Below are 17,118 nucleotides of genomic sequence, written 5' to 3' on the forward strand. Positions count from 1 at the left end.
GGTTACCGCCGGCGTCTCAGTCCAACAATCACGTAGCAATGCTTTGACCACCATGTCCACTTCGCCCAAGATCATCTACACCCTCACTGACGAAGCGCCCGCGCTCGCGACCTATTCGCTGCTGCCGATCGTCAAGGCCTTCACGCGCTCGTCCGGCGTCGCCGTCGAGACGCGCGACATCTCGCTCGCCGGCCGCATCATCGCGGCCTTCGCAGACGCCCTGCCGCCCGAGCAGAAGGGTTCCGACGATCTGGCCGAACTGGGCCAGCTCACGCTGAAGCCGGAAGCGAACATCATCAAGCTGCCGAACATCAGCGCATCGGTGCCGCAGCTCAAGGCCGCGATCGCCGAACTGCAGGCGCAGGGCTACAAGCTGCCGGCCTACCCGGAAGATCCGTCGACGGACGAAGAGAAGGCGGTCAAGGCCCGCTACGACAAGATCAAGGGCAGCGCGGTGAACCCGGTGCTGCGCGAAGGCAACTCCGACCGCCGCGCGCCGCTGTCGGTCAAGAATTACGCTCGCAAGCATCCGCACAAGATGGGCGCATGGCAGGCCGCGTCGAAGGCGCACGTCGCGCACATGAGCGAAGGCGACTTCTACGGCAGCGAGAAATCGGCGCTGATCGCCGAGGCCGGCAGCGTGAAGATCGAGCTCACGACGGCCGACGGCGCGAAGAAGGTGCTGAAGGAAAAGACGGCCGTGAAGGCCGGTGAAGTGATCGACGCATCGGTGATGAGCCGCAACGCGCTGCGCAGCTTCATCGAAGCGCAGATCGCCGATGCGAAGGCGCAGGACGTGCTGTTCTCTGTGCACCTGAAGGCGACCATGATGAAGGTCTCCGATCCGATCCTGTTCGGCCATTTCGTGTCGGTGTTCTACCGCGACGCACTCGCGAAGCACGCGGACGTGCTGGCGCAGGTCGGTTTCAACCCGAACAACGGGATCGGCGATCTGTACGCGCGCCTGAAGGACCTGCCGGCCGACACGCGCGAAGCGATCGAAGCCGACGTCAAGGCCGAATACGCGGTGCGCCCGCGTCTCGCGATGGTCAACTCGGACAAGGGCATCACGAACCTGCACGTGCCGAGCGACGTGATCGTCGACGCGTCGATGCCGGCGATGATCCGCGAATCGGGCTGCATGTGGGGCCCGGACGGTGAGCTGTACGACGCGAAGGCCGTGATTCCGGACCGCTGCTACGCGGGCGTCTACCAGGCCGTGATCGAGGATTGCAAGCAGCACGGTGCGTTCGACCCGGTCACGATGGGCAGCGTGCCGAACGTCGGCCTGATGGCGCAGGCGGCTGAAGAATACGGTTCGCACGACAAGACGTTCCAGATCCCGGCGGACGGCGTCGTGCGCGTGATCGACGAAGCGGGCAACGTGCTGCTCGAGCACGCGGTCGAGTCGGGCGACATCTGGCGCATGTGCCAGACCAAGGACGCGCCGGTGCAGGATTGGGTCAAGCTCGCGGTGAATCGCGCCCGCGCGACCGGCGCGCCGGCCGTGTTCTGGCTCGACCCGGCGCGCGCGCACGACGCGCAGATCATCGCGAAGGTCGAACGCTACATGAAGGATCACGACACGAACGGCCTCGACATCCGCATCATGACGCCGGTCGACGCGACGCGTTTCTCGCTCGAGCGCATCCGCGCGGGCAAGGACACGATTTCGGTCACCGGCAACGTGCTGCGCGACTACCTGACCGACCTGTTCCCGATCATGGAACTCGGCACCAGCGCGAAGATGCTGTCGATCGTGCCGCTGATGGCCGGCGGCGGGATGTTCGAAACGGGGGCGGGCGGTTCCGCGCCGAAGCACGTGCAGCAGTTCGTCGAGGAAGGTTTCCTGCGCTGGGATTCGCTCGGCGAATTCCTCGCGCTGGCTGCTTCGCTCGAACACCTCGGCAACGCATACCAGAACCCGAAGGCGGTCGTGCTCGCGAAGACGCTCGACCAGGCGACCGGCAAGTTCCTGGACGAGAACAAGTCGCCGGCGCGCAAGGTCGGCGGCCTCGACAACCGCGGCAGCCACTTCTACCTGTGCCTCTACTGGGCGCAGGCGCTGGCCGAGCAGACCGACGACGCGGCGCTGAAGGCGCAGTTCGAAGGCGTGGCGAAGGCGCTGTCCGACAGCGAAGCGCGCATTCTGGAAGAGCTGGCGGCTGCGCAGGGCAAGGCGCAAGCCATCGGCGGCTACTACCGTCCGAACGTCGACCTGACGAGCCAAGCGATGCGCCCGAGCGCGACGCTGAACGCCATCGTCGACGCGGTCGCCTGACGCAGGCCGCGCGATCGCGCGGGTCGATGCGTGTACCGGCGTGGCGGGCAACGCTGCCTGCCGCTGGCCACAAACGAACAACGCCCCGGACGCCCGGGGCGTTGTTCGTTGCGGGCTTGCCATTCAGACGTGAACGATTTCCCATTCGGCGATTTCGTGTGGCACTTCGAGCGTTGCCGTGTCCAGTTCGGACAGTTGCTCGCAGTCGCCGCGGGAGATGTGGTCGGCAGCCACTTCGGGGCACGAGAATGCGCCGAGCAGGGCGTTGCCGAACGTCGCTTCCCAGCCGCCGTTACCCGGCAGGATGTAGAACGACCCGAGCGCTGAACCAAAGCGAAATCCCTTCATTTCCGTTCTCCCTTTCTGATCACACGCGATTCTGTTGTGCCTCTGCCGGTTCGGCCGGCTTGTGGCCCGACTGGCTGCTTGCGCCGGCTTCCGTCTCGAACGTCGTGGCGAAGCGTCAGTGCATGGGACAAAGTCTACGTCCGCGACCCGCCCGGATGGTGCATGTAGAACGGCTTCACTAAACAAAAATTTCCTTTTAAAAACAGATAATTATTTCGTTCGTTTTATATTGCGGAACGTTTTTTGGCATCGCGAAACGGGGATTTTGTGCCCTGCACCACGAATTTTTACAACGCAGAGACTTGTTCCGCATCGTGAAATATTGGCGGGTTTGCGGATCGGTGAAGCGCTAGGCGTCGTGGCGGGGCCGGACGGCAGGCGCGAGGCGACCGCTTGCGCACTGCCCGGGGCAGGGTTGAGTGGCGCTTCGGCCGCGAGTGAAAGGCCGTACGTCGTCGATCGACGATGCGGGTCGAGGCGCACCGAATCCGGTGCGTCGTCGCCGTGCCCTGCGGCGTATCGCCGCCTGGCCGGCCGCGGCGTTTCTCGATTTGGGCCTGCGGTTATGATGACGCGGGCATCGGGATTGGCGTCGCGCATCGGCGCTTCAGCGGGTTGGCACGGGCGTCGTGGCGGCCGCGCGACCCATAGCATGAATAACGAGGAACGATTGATGATACGGAGAACCTTCCTGTCGCGCGCCATCGGTGTCGTGGCCGCTTCGCTGTTCGCGCGCACCGCATGGGCGCAGCATGCAGGTCACGCCGGCATGGATTCGATGGGCGGCATGCCTGGCATGTCGGACATGTCGGGGATGGCGGGTCACGGGCAGCACGGTAAATCCGCGCCGGCCGCGCTCGCGGCTGCCGATGCGCTGCCGGCCGGTGCGCCATTGGCGGCGCTGCGCACGCTCGTGAACGAAAGCCGCGAGCCCGGCACGTTCCGGGCCACGCTGGTGGCGCAGCCGGTGGCGCGCACGATGCTGCGCGGTGCTCGGCCGACCACCTTCTGGCAGTTCGGTGCGGGCACGCAGGGCCCCGTCGTCGGTCCGCTGATCGACGTGCGCGAGGGCGACACGGTCGAGATCAGGTTCGTGAACAAGCTGCCGCAGCCGTCGACGATCCACTGGCACGGCCTGCCCGTGCCGCCTGACCAGGACGGCAACCCTTCCGATCCCGTCGCGCCCGGCGCGTCGCGCGTGTACCGCTTCACGTTGCCGAAGGGGAGTGCCGGCACCTACTGGTACCACCCGCATCCGCACATGATGACGGCCGAGCAGGTCTTTCGTGGGCTGGCCGGTCCGTTCGTCGTGCGCGCCGCGGACGATCCGCTGGCGGGCTGGCCCGAGCGCAACCTGTTCGTGTCGGACCTGAAGCTTGCGCGTGACGGCACGATTGCACCGAACGACATGATGGACTGGATGAACGGCCGCGAGGGCCAGTTCGTGCTGGTCAACGGCGCACGCCGGCCGCGGATCGACGTCGCGGGCGACGAGCGCTGGCGCGTGTGGAACGCGTGCAGTGCGCGCTACCTGCGCGTCGCGTTCGACGACGGCCGCGCGTTCGAGCACGTGGGCACCGACGGCGGGCTGTTCGCCGCGCCGCGCCGCGTCACGTCGCTGCTGATCGCGCCGGGCGAACGTGCGGAGCTGCTGGTGCGCGCCGGCGATCGTGCGTCGCGCGCGGTGCTGCAGGCGGCCGAATACGACCGCCGCAAGATGTCGATGTCGCACGATGACGGACACGGCAGCCTGCCGCCCGATCCGGCGCTGGCCCTGGCTGACGTCGTATTCGCGCCGGCCGCCGCACGTGCGCTGCCGGAGACCCTGCGCGCGGTGCCGCCGCTGGGCGAGCCGGTCGCGCACAAGGAGGTCGCGTTCGGCGAAGAGATGGACATGGACGCGATGATGAAGGGCGCGGCGCACGGCCGCCCGGCGGGCATGCGCTTCACGATCAACGGCGAGACCTACGCGCCGCATCGCGCGACGCTGACGAGCCGCCGTGGCGACGTCGAGCGCTGGACGATCCGCAACGGCACCGACATGGATCACCCGTTCCACCTGCACGGCACGCAGTTCCAGGTGACCGAGCGCGCGTCGGGCGGCTCGCGCACGAGCGAACCGTTCCGCGCATGGCGCGATACCGTGAACGTGCGCAGCGGCGAAACCGTGACGATTCTCGTCGCGCAAGACATGTCCGGCGAGCGCATGTTTCATTGCCACATTCTCGAACACGAGGATCTCGGCATGATGGGCACGCTGAAGGTCGTGTAACGAAGTGGCGATTATGTTTCACGCACCGGACGAGTATCCGATTTGCGCGCGAGACAAGACAATGTGTGTTCAATTATCGGGATTGAACGAAAAGGCCGGCCAATCAATAATCGATTGGCCAGCCTTGAAAAAAAAGAAACCCGGCGCAATGCGCCGGGTTTCTTCGTCTGATATCCGGTGCCTTATACGGCCTGGATGTTCGACGCTTGCTTGCCCTTCGGCCCTTGGACGACGTCAAAGCTCACCTTCTGGCCTTCCTTCAGCGTCTTGAAGCCATTCATGGTGATAGCCGAGAAGTGCGCAAACAGATCCTCACCGCCCTCATCGGGAGTGATGAAACCGAAGCCCTTCGCGTCGTTGAACCACTTAACGATACCAGTTGCCATTTCCTACTTCCCCTGTCACACAGTCGCTGCTACTTACCACGAGCACGCTCGAAAAGCTAAACGACCGGAAAATGCAGCCGTTCCCCCCTCACAAGCTCACCTCGGCCTCTTTCATTTTGCCAACCGGCAAATTGAAAAAAGTGCCAGCTTGATTGTTGGCGCTCTTTATTGGAGTGTCAAGTGGAATTTTTAGACGTTTAGAGGGACGTTGTAAAGAACCCAGTTTCAGGGTTTTTCCGGCTTTGCTTAGCAGCAGGCGGCCAAGCGCGAGAACTTGAAAAGCCGCATAATCGGCTCATATACCAGGCTCGAGTGACGCGCGTTCGAGCCGTCCCGGCTTGTGGGATACTGGATGCGGATACGACGTCCGGTGCTGTTCCCCCAGACGGTTCGTGTTCCGCGCCACGCGTGAAAGCCGGCACCGCAGCCGGCTTTCGTATGGCGCGAAGAAGATCGCGTGTTCCGGGATACCGGGGAGGGCGCCGGCCGGTCGGTCGGGTAATGGCAGGATTGCGGGCCTGTCCGAGTTGTTTAGAATGGGTGTATGGCGATTATCCCGGACAAGCAGGACAGCACCGTCCTGGAACGCAAGCAGCAGAAGCTCAAGCCGCCTTCGATGTACAAGGTGGTGCTGCTGAACGACGACTTCACGCCGATGGAATTCGTCGTGATGGTGGTCCAGGAGTATTTCAAGAAGGATCGCGAGACGGCCACGCAGATCATGCTGAAGGTTCATCGCGAAGGGCGAGGAGTTTGTGGGGTCTATACGCGGGACATCGCGTCGACCAAGGTTGAGCAAGTCGTTACCCATGCGCGGCAGGCCGGGCATCCGCTGCAGTGCGTGATGGAGGAAGCATGATTGCCCAGGAATTGGAAGTCAGCCTGCACATGGCGTTCATGGAAGCACGCCAGGCGCGCCATGAGTTCATTACGGTCGAGCATTTGCTGCTGGCCCTGCTGGATAATCCGACGGCAGCCGAGGTGTTGCGCGCGTGCGCGGCAAACATCGAGGACTTGCGTCAGAACCTGCGCAATTTCATCCACGACAACACACCTACCGTCCCGGGCACCGACGATGTCGATACCCAGCCGACGCTCGGTTTCCAGCGCGTGATCCAGCGCGCGATCATGCACGTCCAGTCGACGTCGAACGGCAAGAAGGAAGTCACCGGCGCGAACGTGCTGGTCGCGATCTTCGGCGAGAAGGATTCGCATGCCGTGTACTACCTGCAGCAGCAGGGCGTCACGCGCCTCGACGTCGTGAACTTCATTTCGCACGGCATCGCGAAGACGAACAACGGCGAAGCCGCGAAGTCGTCCGATGCGAACGCGGAAAGCGAAGACGCGAATGCGCAGAAGGAAACGCCGCTCGCGCAATTCACGCAGAACCTGAACCAGATGGCGAAGGACGGCCGTATCGATCCGCTGATCGGTCGCGAGCCCGAGGTCGAGCGCGTGGTCCAGGTGCTGTGCCGTCGCCGCAAGAACAATCCGCTGCTCGTCGGCGAGGCCGGCGTCGGCAAGACCGCGATCGCGGAGGGGCTCGCTTATCGCATCACGCGCGGCGAAGTGCCGGACATCCTCGCGAACGCGCAGGTCTACTCGCTCGACATGGGCGCGCTGCTGGCGGGCACCAAGTACCGCGGCGATTTCGAGCAACGTCTGAAGACGGTGCTGAAGGAGCTGAAGGAGCGTCCGCACGCGATCCTGTTCATCGACGAAATTCACACGCTGATCGGCGCGGGCGCCGCGTCGGGCGGCACGCTCGATGCATCGAACCTGCTGAAGCCGGCGTTGTCGTCGGGCACGCTCAAGTGCATCGGCGCGACCACGTTCACCGAGTATCGCGGCATCTTCGAGAAGGACGCGGCGCTGTCGCGGCGCTTCCAGAAGGTCGACGTGACGGAGCCGACCGTCGAGCAGACGGTCGCGATCCTGCGCGGGCTGAAGTCGCGCTTCGAGGAGCATCACGGCGTCAAGTATTCGTCGGGTGCGCTGTCGGCCGCGGCCGAGCTGTCGGCGCGCTTCATCACCGACCGTCACCTGCCGGACAAGGCGATCGACGTGATCGACGAAGCGGGCGCCGCCCAGCGCATCCTGCCGAAGTCGAAGCAGAAGAAGACGATCGGCAAGAGCGAGATCGAGGAAATCATCTCGAAGATCGCGCGTGTGCCGGCCCAGAGCGTGTCGCAGGACGATCGCAGCAAGCTGCAGACGCTCGACCGCGACCTGAAGAGCGTCGTGTTCGGCCAGGATCCGGCGATCGACGCGCTGGCTGCCTCGATCAAGATGGCGCGTGCGGGCCTCGGCAAGATGGACAAGCCGATCGGCGCGTTCCTGTTCTCCGGCCCGACGGGCGTCGGCAAGACCGAAGTGGCGCGCCAGCTCGCGTTCACGCTCGGCATCGAGCTGATCCGCTTCGACATGTCGGAATACATGGAGCGTCACGCGGTGAGCCGCCTGATCGGTGCGCCGCCGGGCTACGTCGGATTCGACCAGGGTGGCTTGCTGACCGAAGCCGTCACGAAGAAGCCGCACTGCGTGCTGCTGCTCGACGAAATCGAGAAGGCGCATCCGGACATCTTCAACGTGCTGCTGCAGGTGATGGACCACGGCACGCTGACGGACAACAACGGCCGCAAGGCGGATTTCCGCAACGTCATCATCATCATGACGACGAACGCGGGCGCCGAGTCGATGCAGAAGGCGACGATCGGCTTCACGACGCGCCGCGAGACGGGCGACGAGATGACCGACATCAAGCGCCTGTTCACGCCGGAGTTCCGCAACCGCCTGGATTCGATCATCAGCTTCCGCTCGCTCGATGAGGAAATCATCATGCGCGTGGTCGACAAGTTCCTGATCCAGCTCGAGGAACAGCTGCACGAGAAGAAGGTCGACGCGCTCTTCACCGACGCGTTGCGCAAGCATCTCGCGAAGCACGGCTTCGACCCGCTGATGGGCGCGCGGCCGATGCAGCGGCTGATCCAGGACACGATCCGGCGCGCGCTGGCCGACGAGCTGCTGTTCGGCAAGCTCGTCAACGGCGGCCACGTGACGGTCGATGTCGACGAAAGCGACAAGGTGCAGTTGTCGTTCGACAAGCTGGCGAATCCGCCGCACAAGCCGAACGAAGAGGCTGTCGAAGTCGAGTAAGCGATAATCGGGTAGTTCATGCGAACGGCGCGGGATGTTTTCCGCGCCGTTTCGTTTTATCTGGCGCCGGCGGCGCGATGGTGGTGCAGGGGAGTGGCAACGCAGTGACACAACAACAACGGACGTTCGACGACATCGTCGCGCGCGAACAGGGTTTGCGCCATGCGCTGACGTCAGGGCAGATGGCGATGATCGCGATCGGCGGCGCGATCGGCACGGGGCTGTTCCTCGGCAGCGGGTTCGCGATCGGGCTGGCCGGCCCGAGCGTGCTGGTGTCGTACGCGATCGGCGCGCTGATCGCGCTGCTGCTGATGGGCGCGCTCGCGGAAATGACGGTCGCGCATCCGACGGCCGGCTCGTTCGGCGCGTATGCCGAGCACTATGTCGGCCCGCTCGCGGGCTTCCTGGTGCGCTATGCGTACTGGTTCGCGGTCGTGTTCGCGATCGGCACCGAGATCAGCGCGATCGCCGTGTTCATGAAGTACTGGTTCCCGGCCGTGCCCGGCTGGTATTGGGTGATCGGTTTCTCCACGCTGCTGATCGCCGTGAACCTCGCGAGCGTCACGCTGTACGGCACGGTCGAATACGCGTTCTCGCTGCTGAAGATCGCGGCGATCGTGGTGTTCATCGTGCTTGGCGCATATCTCGTGTGGTCGGCGCCGGCCGCATCGGGCATCGGTTTCGCGAACTACACCGCGCACGGCGGCTTCATGCCCAAGGGGCCGTGGGGCACGTGGGTCGCGGTGATCGTCGCGATCTTCAGTTACATGAGCATCGAAGCCGTCGCGATCGCGGCGGGCGAGGCGCGCGATCCGCAGCACGCGGTCACGCGCGCGTTCCGCTCGACCGTGTTCCGGCTCGTGCTGTTCTATCTGTTGACGCTGTCGCTGATGCTCGCGATCGTGCCGTGGACGCAGGCCGGCACCGACGAAAGCCCGTTCGTGAAGGTGATGGCCGCGACCCACGTGCCGTACGCGGCGGGCGTGATCAACTTCGTGCTGCTGATCGCGGCGCTATCCGCGATGAACAGCCAGCTTTACGTGACGACGCGGATGATGTTCAGCCTGTCGCGCGCACGGCTCGCGCCCGCGGTGTTCGGCCGGCTCGGGTCGAACGGCGTGCCGCGCGCGGCGCTGTGGATCTCGACGAGCGGCGTCGCCGTCGCGGCCGTGCTGGTCGCGCTGGCGCCCGACACGGCGTTCACCGTGATGATGGCGATCGCGATGTTCGGCGCGCTGTTCACGTGGCTGATGATCTTCGTCACGCACCTGCGCTTTCGCGCGCAGTATCGCGGCCCCGCGCTCGCGTTCCGGATGTGGGGGCACCCGTTCGGCAGCCTGCTCGGTGCGGGGCTCGTCGCGGCGATCCTGTTCACGACTGCGTTCACGCGCGAATTCCGGATGACGATGGTGGTTGGCGTCGTGTTCGTCGTGCTGCTGACGCTCGCGTACGCGCTGCATTACCGGCACCAACACGCGCGTTGATGGTTGCGGCGCGGCCGCCCACGGCGTTTTTCCGCTCGCTAAGGTTCCGTTAAGCCCGCGGCGACTACATTCGATCCTGTCTGCAAGGCAGACCGGCCCGCGCCGGCCTGCCGCTTTCCTGCAAAAAGGGGTTCGAATGAACAAACTTCCCGAAATCACGCTCGCGTTCTGGATCATGAAGATCTGCGCGACGACGCTCGGCGAAACCGGCGGCGACCTGCTGTCGATGACGCTGAACGTCGGCTACGCGGTGAGCTCCATCCTGCTGTTTGGTTTCTTTCTCGTGACGCTGGGCGCGCAGCTCAGGACGACACGCTATCGTCCGGCAATCTACTGGGCGGTGATCGTCGCGACGAGCACCGCCGGCACGACGATGTCCGACTTCATGGACCGCACGTTGGGCCTCGGCTATGCGGCCGGCTCGTCGATCCTGGTCGCGATCCTGCTGGCCATCTTCGCGGTGTGGCGCCTCAGCGGCGAATCGCTGTCGGTCGACCTGATCCGCACGCGCAAGGTCGAATTGTTGTACTGGATCGCGATCCTGTTCTCGAACACGCTCGGCACCGCGCTTGGCGACTTCCTGGCGGACAGCTCCGGGTTCGGCTTTGGCGGCGGCGCGCTGCTGATCGGCGGGCTGCTCGCGGTGATCGTGCTGGCGCACTATTTCACGCAGATCTCGGGCGTGCTGCTGTTCTGGGCCGCGTTCGTGCTCACGCGCCCGTTCGGCGCGACGGTCGGCGACCTGCTGACGAAGCCGGTTGCGAAGGGCGGCCTCGCGCTCGGCACGATCGGTTCGTCGGCCGTGCTACTGGGCGTGCTGGTCGCGATGGTGATCTACGCGATCGCGACTCAATCGAGGCAGCGCGACCTGACTCCCGCACGGATCGCGCAACCCGTCGAGGAATGATGGGCGAAGAAAAAAGGGCCGTGAGGCCCTTTTTTCGTTGTGTACCTCAGTGGCGGCCAGTGCTGCCGAACCCACCCTCGCCACGATCGCTTTGCGCGAAATCGTCGACGATGTTGAACTGCGCCTGCACGACCGGCACGATCACGAGCTGGGCGAGCCGCTCGAACGGATTCAGCACGAACTCGGTCTGGCCGCGGTTCCACGTCGAGATCATCAGCTGGCCCTGGTAGTCGGAATCGATCAGGCCGACGAGGTTGCCGAGCACGATGCCGTGCTTGTGGCCGAGGCCCGAGCGCGGCAGGATCAGCGCCGCGTAGCCGGGATCGGCGAGGTGGATCGCGAGGCCGGTCGGCACGAGCGTCGTTTCACCCGGCTTGAGCGTCAGCGGCGCATCGAGGCACGCACGCAGGTCGAGGCCCGCGCTGCCGGTAGTCGCGTAGGCGGGCAGGTAGTCGCGCATGCGCGCGTCGAGAATCTTCAGGTCGAGTTTCATGCGGTCGTCGGATGGGGCGGGAAGGGCGCGGCAGCAACGCCGCCGCGCGGGAGATCAGATCAGGCGGTTGTCGGGCACGCGCTTCGCGATTTCCGCGACGAGCGTGTGCGCGAGTTCGTCCTTCGGTGCACGCGGCAGGCGCGTGAGGCCGGCGGCCTCGAACAGCACGACTTCGTTGTCGTCGCGACCGAACGTCAGCGGGCCGAGGTTGCCGACGAGTAGCGGCACGTTCTTGCGTTTGCGCTTCTCGTCGCCGTGCACGTCAAGATCGCCGCTTTCGGCCGCGAACCCGACGCAGAACGGCGGATCGGGCAGTGCCGCGACCGACGCGAGGATGTCGGGATTCTCGACGAACGCGAGTGCGGGCACCTTGTGGTCGGCCGTCTTCTTCATCTTGTGCTCGGCCGGCTGGGCGACGCGCCAGTCGGCGACGGCGGCCACCGCGATGAAGATGTCGGCGTCGGCGACAGCGTGCATGACCGCGTCATACATCTGCTGGGCCGTCTGCACGTCCTGGCGGTAGACGCCCCACGGCGTGTCGAGCGCCACCGGCCCCGCGACGAGATGCACGTCGGCGCCGGCCTGCTGCGCGGCCCGCGCGAGCGCGAAGCCCATCTTGCCGCTCGAGCGGTTCGTGAGGCCGCGCACCGGGTCGAGCGGTTCGAATGTCGGGCCGGCCGTGATCAGCACGCGCCGGTGCGCGAGCACCTTCGGCGCGAAGTGCGCGACTATCGCTTCATAGATCGCCTCGGGTTCGAGCATGCGGCCGTCGCCGACCTCACCGCACGCCTGCGCGCCCGAATCCGGGCCGAGCACCGACACACCGTCCGCGCGCAGTTGCGCGGCGTTGCGCTGCGTGGCCGGGTTCTGCCACATCTGGCGGTTCATCGCGGGAACGACGAGCAGCGGGCAATCGCGCGCGACGCACAGCGTCGACAGCAGGTCGTCCGCGAATCCGTGCGCGAGCTTGGCGAGGAAGTCCGTCGAAGCGGGCGCGATGACGATCGCATCGGCTTCGCGCGACAGGTCGATGTGCGCCATGTTGTTGTCGATGCGCGCGTCCCACTGGCTCGTGTAGACGGGCCGGCCCGACAGCGCCTGCATCGTGACGGGCGTGATGAACTGGGTGGCGGCTTCGGTCATCGCGACCTGTACGGTCGCGCCGGCCTTCGTGAGCAGCCGGGTGAGCTCGGCGATCTTGTAGCAGGCGATGCCGCCCGTCAGGCCGAGAACGAGGTGTTTTCCTGCGAGTTCTGCGTGTGCCAACTCAGGCCTCCAAGGGTCGAACGGAACGGCCGGCGCGAAGCCGGCCGTCGACGCCGAGTATGCGCGCTTAGCGCGAGCCGCGCACGCGACGCAGTTCGTCGTAGATCAGCAGCACAGCGCCGACCGTGATCGCGGAATCGGCGAGGTTGAACGCCGGGAAATGCCAGGCGCCGAGATGGAAATCGAGGAAGTCGATCACGTGGCCGTAGACGAGCCGGTCGATCACGTTGCCGAGGGCGCCGCCGAGGATCATGGCGAGCGACAGGCTGAACAGCCGCTGCTGGCCATGACGCTTCAGCAGGAAGCAGATCACGAGCGTCGCGCCGATGCCGAGCGCGGTGAACGCCCAGCGTTGCCAGCCGCCTGCGGTCGACAGGAAGCCGAACGCAGCGCCGCGGTTGTACACCAGCACGAGGTTGAAGAACGACGTCAGCTCGTGCTGCGCGCCGTACACGAACGTTTTCAGGATCGCGATCTTCGACAGTTGATCGAACAGGATCACGATCAGCGAAATGCCGAGCCAGGGCGCAAGTGCGCCGCTGGCCGGTTTCGACAGGGTTTTCGCCATATTTAAGCAGCGCTCCGGATTTCGCCGTTTTCGAACAGGTTGGAGAAGCAGCGGCCGCACAGCGTCGGATGATCGGCGTGCGCGCCGACATCTTCACGGTAGTGCCAGCAGCGTTCACATTTCTGGTACTTCGACGCGGCCACGTCGACGCTTTCCTGCGCTTCGTCGTCGACCTTGATGACCGTCGCCGCCGACGTGATCAGCACGAACTTGAGATCCTCGCCGAGGCTCGTGAGCGCGTCGTAGCGTGCGCCGCTCGCATGCACGGTGACTTCGGCCTGCAGCGACGAACCGATGCGGTTCGCGGTGCGCGCTTCCTCGAGCGCCTTCGTCACGTTGCCGCGCACATCACGCAGCAGCGCCCACTTCTCGATCAGCGCGGCCGAGCCGTCGACTTCCGGATACGCGTAGTAGGTTTCCGTGAAGATCGTGTCGCTGGCGGGCTGGAACACCTTCCACGCTTCTTCTGCCGTGAACGACAGGAACGGCGCGAGCACGCGCAGCAGGCCGTGCGTCAGGTGGTACAGCGCCGTCTGTGCGGAGCGGCGTGCGCGCGAATCGGCCGCGCTCGTGTACAGGCGGTCTTTCAGCACGTCGAGGTAGAAGCCGCCGAGATCTTCCGAGCAGTACGTCTGCAGTTTCGCGACGACCGGGTGGAATTCGTACTTCTCGTAGTGGCCGAGCAGTTCCGTCTGCAGTTGCTGCGAGAACGCGACCGCATAGCGGTCGATCTCGAGCCATTCCTCAACCGGCACCGCGTGCTGCGCGAAGTCGAAGTCCGACAGGTTCGCGAGCAGGAAGCGCAGCGTGTTGCGGATGCGGCGATAGCCTTCGGTCACGCGCTTCAGGATTTCCTCGGAGATCGCGAGCTCGCCCGAATAGTCGGTCGACGCGATCCACAGGCGGATGATTTCCGCACCGAGGCGGTTCGCGACTTCATGCGGGTCGATGCCGTTGCCGAGCGACTTGCTCATCTTGCGGCCTTCGCCGTCGACCGTGAAGCCGTGCGTGAGCAGGCCCTTGTACGGCGCGCGGCCGTCGATCATCGATGCCGTGAGCAGCGACGAGTGGAACCAGCCGCGGTGCTGGTCCGAGCCTTCGAGGTACAAGTCGGCCGGGAACTGCAGCTGATCCTTGTGCGAGCCGCGCAGCACGTGCCAGTGCGTCGTGCCCGAGTCGAACCACACGTCGAGCGTGTCGCGATTCTTTTCGTACAGGTTCGCGTCGTCGCCGATCAGCTCGCGCGGGTCGAGCGTCTGCCACGCCTCGATGCCCGACTGCTCGACGCGCTTCGCGACTTCCTCGAGCAGCTCGAGCGTGCGCGGATGCAGCTCGCCGGTTTCCTTGTGCACGAAGAACGCCATCGGCACGCCCCATTGGCGTTGGCGCGACAGCGTCCAGTCGGGACGGTTCGCGATCATGCTGAACAGGCGCTGCTTGCCCCACGACGGGTAGAACGCGGTCGCGTCGACGCCTTCGAGCGCCGTTTCGCGCAGCGTCTTGCCGCCGTCGCGCGGCGTGACGTCCATGCCGGCGAACCACTGCGACGTCGCACGGTAGATGATCGGCGTCTTGTGGCGCCAGCAGTGCATGTAGCTGTGCGTGTACTTCTCGCTGCGCAGCAGCGAGCCGGCCGCGTTCAGCGCGTCGACGATCTTCGGGTTCGCGTCCCAGATCGACAGGCCGCCGAACAACGGCAGCGATTCGATATAGCGGCCGTCGCCCATCACCGGGTTGATGAAGTCCGAGTCGGTCATCCCGTGCGCCTTGCAGGACATGAAGTCCTCGATGCCGTATGCGGGCGACGAGTGCACGACGCCGGTGCCGGTGTCGGTCGTCACGTAGTCGCCGAGGTAGACGGGCGCGGTGCGCTTGTAGCCGGGGTGGGCCGATGCGAGCGGGTGGTGGAAGCGCAGGTTCGCGAGCTTCACGCCCGGCGTGGTCGCAACGACGCGGCCGGTCAGCTTGAAGTCGGCCATGCATGCTTCGACGCGCTCTTGCGCGATGATCAGCAGCCCGCGCTCGGTGTCGACCAGCGCGTAGACGATTTCCGGATGGAGGTTCAGCGCCTGGTTGGCGGGAATCGTCCACGGCGTGGTGGTCCAGATCACGATGCCGCCCTCGGCGCGCGGCAGGGCCGGCAGGCCGAACGCCTGCGCGGTCTTTTCCGGTTCCGCGAACGCGAACATCACGTCGATCGTCGGGTCGGTGCGGTCCTTGTACTCGACTTCCGCCTCTGCGAGCGCCGAGCCGCAGTCGAAGCACCAGTTCACCGGCTTCAGCCCGCGATACACGTAGCCCTTCTCGATGATCTTGCCGAGCGCGCGAATCTCTTCCGCCTCGTTGACGAAGTTCATCGTCTTGTACGGGTTGGCCCAGTCGCCGAGTACGCCCAGACGCTTGAAGCCGACCTTCTGCTTCTCGATCTGCTCGGTCGCGTACGCGCGCGCCTTGCTCATCACTTCGGCCGCCGGCAGCGACTTGCCGAACTGCTTCTCGATCTGGATCTCGATCGGCATCCCGTGGCAATCCCAGCCAGGCACGTACGGTGCGTCGAAGCCGGCCATGTTGCGCGACTTGACGACGATGTCCTTCAGGATCTTGTTGACGGCGTGGCCGAGGTGGATGTCACCGTTCGCATACGGCGGGCCGTCATGCAGGATGAACTTCGGACGGCCGGCACTGGCCGCGCGGATCTTCTCGTAGATGCCGCGCTCTTCCCATTCCTTGACCCACTGCGGCTCGCGCTTGGGCAGGTCGCCGCGCATCGGGAACGGCGTGTCGAGCAGGTTGACCGGATACTTGGCCTGCGGTTTCGAATCGGCTTTCTTGTTGCTCATGATGGGATCGCTATCTAAATCTCGGGGGACGCGCGAGCGTCGTGAATCGGGTATGCGCGCGAGTGAGCGGCGCGAGGGTGCGGCGCGAAGGCGCCGCCATCCGGATCAGCTAATTCGGTCGGTGGCCGACGTCGAGAAGCCCGTGGCGCGGCTGCCCGGCGCACGGTCGCGCTCGATGAAATACGCGCGCGCATTCGCGACGTCCAGCGCGATCGCGCGCGACAGCGCCTCGAGATCGTCGAATTTGGCTTCGTCGCGCAGCTTCTTCAGGAATTCGACGCGGATGAGCTTGCCGTACGCGTCGCCGTGCCAGTCGAGCAGGTGGACTTCGAGCAGCACGCGGCCCGAATCGTCGACGGTCGGGCGCAGGCCGAGGCTTGCGACGCCCGGCAGCGGGGCGGGGCCGAGGCCGTGCACCTGCACGACGAAGATGCCCGCGAGCGCCGGCCGCTTGTGTGCGATCGGCAGGTTCAGCGTCGGGAAGCCGAGGTCGCGGCCGAGCTTCAGCCCGTGCGCGACGTGGCCGCTGATCGCATAGCCGTGGCCGAGCGCCTGCGCGGCCGCATCGAGATCGCCGGCCGCGAGCGCGGCGCGCACGCCCGAGCTCGAGATGCGCGTGCCGTCGCTGCCGGCCACCGTGCCCATCTGCTCGACCTCGAAGCCGTATTGCTCGCCGGCCGCCTTCAGCGTGTCGAAGGTGCCCGCGCGCTTCGCGCCGTAGCAGAAATCGTCGCCGACCATCATCCAGCGCGTGTGCAACCCGTTCACCAGCGTGCGTTCGACGAACGCCTGCGGCGACTGGCTCGCGAACGTATGGTTGAAGTGCTCGACGACCACGCGGTCGACACCGTGATCGCGCAGCGCCTCGAGCTTGTCGCGCAGCATCGCGATGCGCGGCGGCGCACCGGCCGGGTTGAAGAATTCGCGCGGGTGCGGCTCGAACGTCATCACGCACACCGGCAGGCCGCGCGCGTCCGCTGCCGCGCGCACACGCGCGAGCAGGGCCTGGTGGCCGCGATGGACACCGTCGAAGTTGCCGATCGTCAGCGCGCACGGGGCGCGGCTCTCGGCGTTGGGCAGGCCGCGGAAGACTTTCACGATAGCGGATGCAGCGTCG

General features: G+C 65.5%; 13 protein-coding genes. 6 read left to right on the plus strand and 7 right to left on the minus strand.

Translation table 11 applies throughout. The features are described 5' to 3' along the window. Positions 1 to 52 precede the first annotated feature (52 nt). Entirely contained in the window at positions 53 to 2,281 is a 2,229-nt protein-coding gene (locus HWX39_RS29330) for an NADP-dependent isocitrate dehydrogenase (RefSeq protein ID WP_175971208.1), read from the plus strand. A gap of 123 nt (positions 2,282 to 2,404) precedes the next feature. Here the strand turns inward: HWX39_RS29330 and HWX39_RS29335 are convergent, their stop codons facing one another. After that, positions 2,405 to 2,629 carry a hypothetical protein gene (locus HWX39_RS29335; RefSeq protein WP_006490888.1) on the minus strand — a complete coding sequence of 75 codons (225 nt, stop codon included), beginning with the start codon at positions 2,627 to 2,629 and terminating at the stop codon, positions 2,405 to 2,407. Positions 2,630 to 3,302: 673 nt separating this feature from the next. On the opposite strand from HWX39_RS29335, the gene HWX39_RS29340 reads away from it, so the two are divergent. Further along, positions 3,303 to 4,901, plus strand: coding sequence for a multicopper oxidase family protein (locus HWX39_RS29340; RefSeq protein WP_175971209.1), 1,599 nt, complete (start codon positions 3,303 to 3,305; stop codon positions 4,899 to 4,901). Positions 4,902 to 5,083: 182 nt separating this feature from the next. Here the strand turns inward: HWX39_RS29340 and HWX39_RS29345 are convergent, their stop codons facing one another. Further along, positions 5,084 to 5,287: a cold-shock protein gene (locus HWX39_RS29345; RefSeq protein WP_006488945.1), complete on the minus strand. Its 204-nt coding sequence runs from the start codon at positions 5,285 to 5,287 to the stop codon at positions 5,084 to 5,086. Between the two features lie 544 nt (positions 5,288 to 5,831). On the opposite strand from HWX39_RS29345, the gene clpS reads away from it, so the two are divergent. From clpS to HWX39_RS29365, 4 genes are all read left to right on the plus strand, one after another. Beyond that, the gene (gene clpS / locus HWX39_RS29350) at positions 5,832 to 6,146 is read left to right on the plus strand and encodes an ATP-dependent Clp protease adapter ClpS (RefSeq protein WP_006398529.1); all 315 of its coding nucleotides are present in this window, start codon (positions 5,832 to 5,834) and stop codon (positions 6,144 to 6,146) included. Then, entirely contained in the window at positions 6,143 to 8,443 is a 2,301-nt protein-coding gene (clpA, locus tag HWX39_RS29355; protein ID WP_175971210.1) for an ATP-dependent Clp protease ATP-binding subunit ClpA, read from the plus strand. Before clpS ends, clpA begins: the two co-directional genes overlap by 4 nt. A 104-nt stretch (positions 8,444 to 8,547) precedes the next feature. Then, complete coding sequence (locus HWX39_RS29360) at positions 8,548 to 9,927, plus strand: amino acid permease (RefSeq protein WP_175971211.1); 1,380 nt, start codon at positions 8,548 to 8,550, stop codon at positions 9,925 to 9,927. 136 nt (positions 9,928 to 10,063) lie between these two features. Continuing rightward, entirely contained in the window at positions 10,064 to 10,834 is a 771-nt protein-coding gene (locus HWX39_RS29365; RefSeq protein ID WP_175971212.1) for a hypothetical protein, read from the plus strand. Positions 10,835 to 10,880: 46 nt separating this feature from the next. On the opposite strand, the gene dut is transcribed toward HWX39_RS29365, so the two are convergent. From dut to HWX39_RS29390, 5 genes are all read right to left on the minus strand, one after another. Next, entirely contained in the window at positions 10,881 to 11,327 is a 447-nt protein-coding gene (gene dut / locus HWX39_RS29370; RefSeq protein ID WP_175971213.1) for a dUTP diphosphatase, read from the minus strand. A gap of 54 nt (positions 11,328 to 11,381) precedes the next feature. Beyond that, positions 11,382 to 12,593, minus strand: a complete 1,212-nt coding sequence (gene coaBC, locus HWX39_RS29375; RefSeq protein ID WP_175971214.1) for a bifunctional phosphopantothenoylcysteine decarboxylase/phosphopantothenate--cysteine ligase CoaBC — start codon at positions 12,591 to 12,593, stop codon at positions 11,382 to 11,384. Between the two features lie 67 nt (positions 12,594 to 12,660). Next, positions 12,661 to 13,161, minus strand: coding sequence for a signal peptidase II (gene lspA, locus HWX39_RS29380; protein WP_175950956.1), 501 nt, complete (start codon positions 13,159 to 13,161; stop codon positions 12,661 to 12,663). A 2-nt stretch (positions 13,162 to 13,163) separates the two neighbouring features. Next, positions 13,164 to 16,001, minus strand: coding sequence for an isoleucine--tRNA ligase (ileS, locus tag HWX39_RS29385; protein WP_175971215.1), 2,838 nt, complete (start codon positions 15,999 to 16,001; stop codon positions 13,164 to 13,166). 105 nt (positions 16,002 to 16,106) lie between these two features. Beyond that, complete coding sequence (locus HWX39_RS29390; RefSeq protein ID WP_175950958.1) at positions 16,107 to 17,099, minus strand: bifunctional riboflavin kinase/FAD synthetase; 993 nt, start codon at positions 17,097 to 17,099, stop codon at positions 16,107 to 16,109. Positions 17,100 to 17,118 lie beyond the last annotated feature (19 nt).

This window comes from Burkholderia sp. BCC0322 (assembly GCF_902833045.1).
Classification (GTDB): Bacteria; Pseudomonadota; Gammaproteobacteria; order Burkholderiales; family Burkholderiaceae; genus Burkholderia.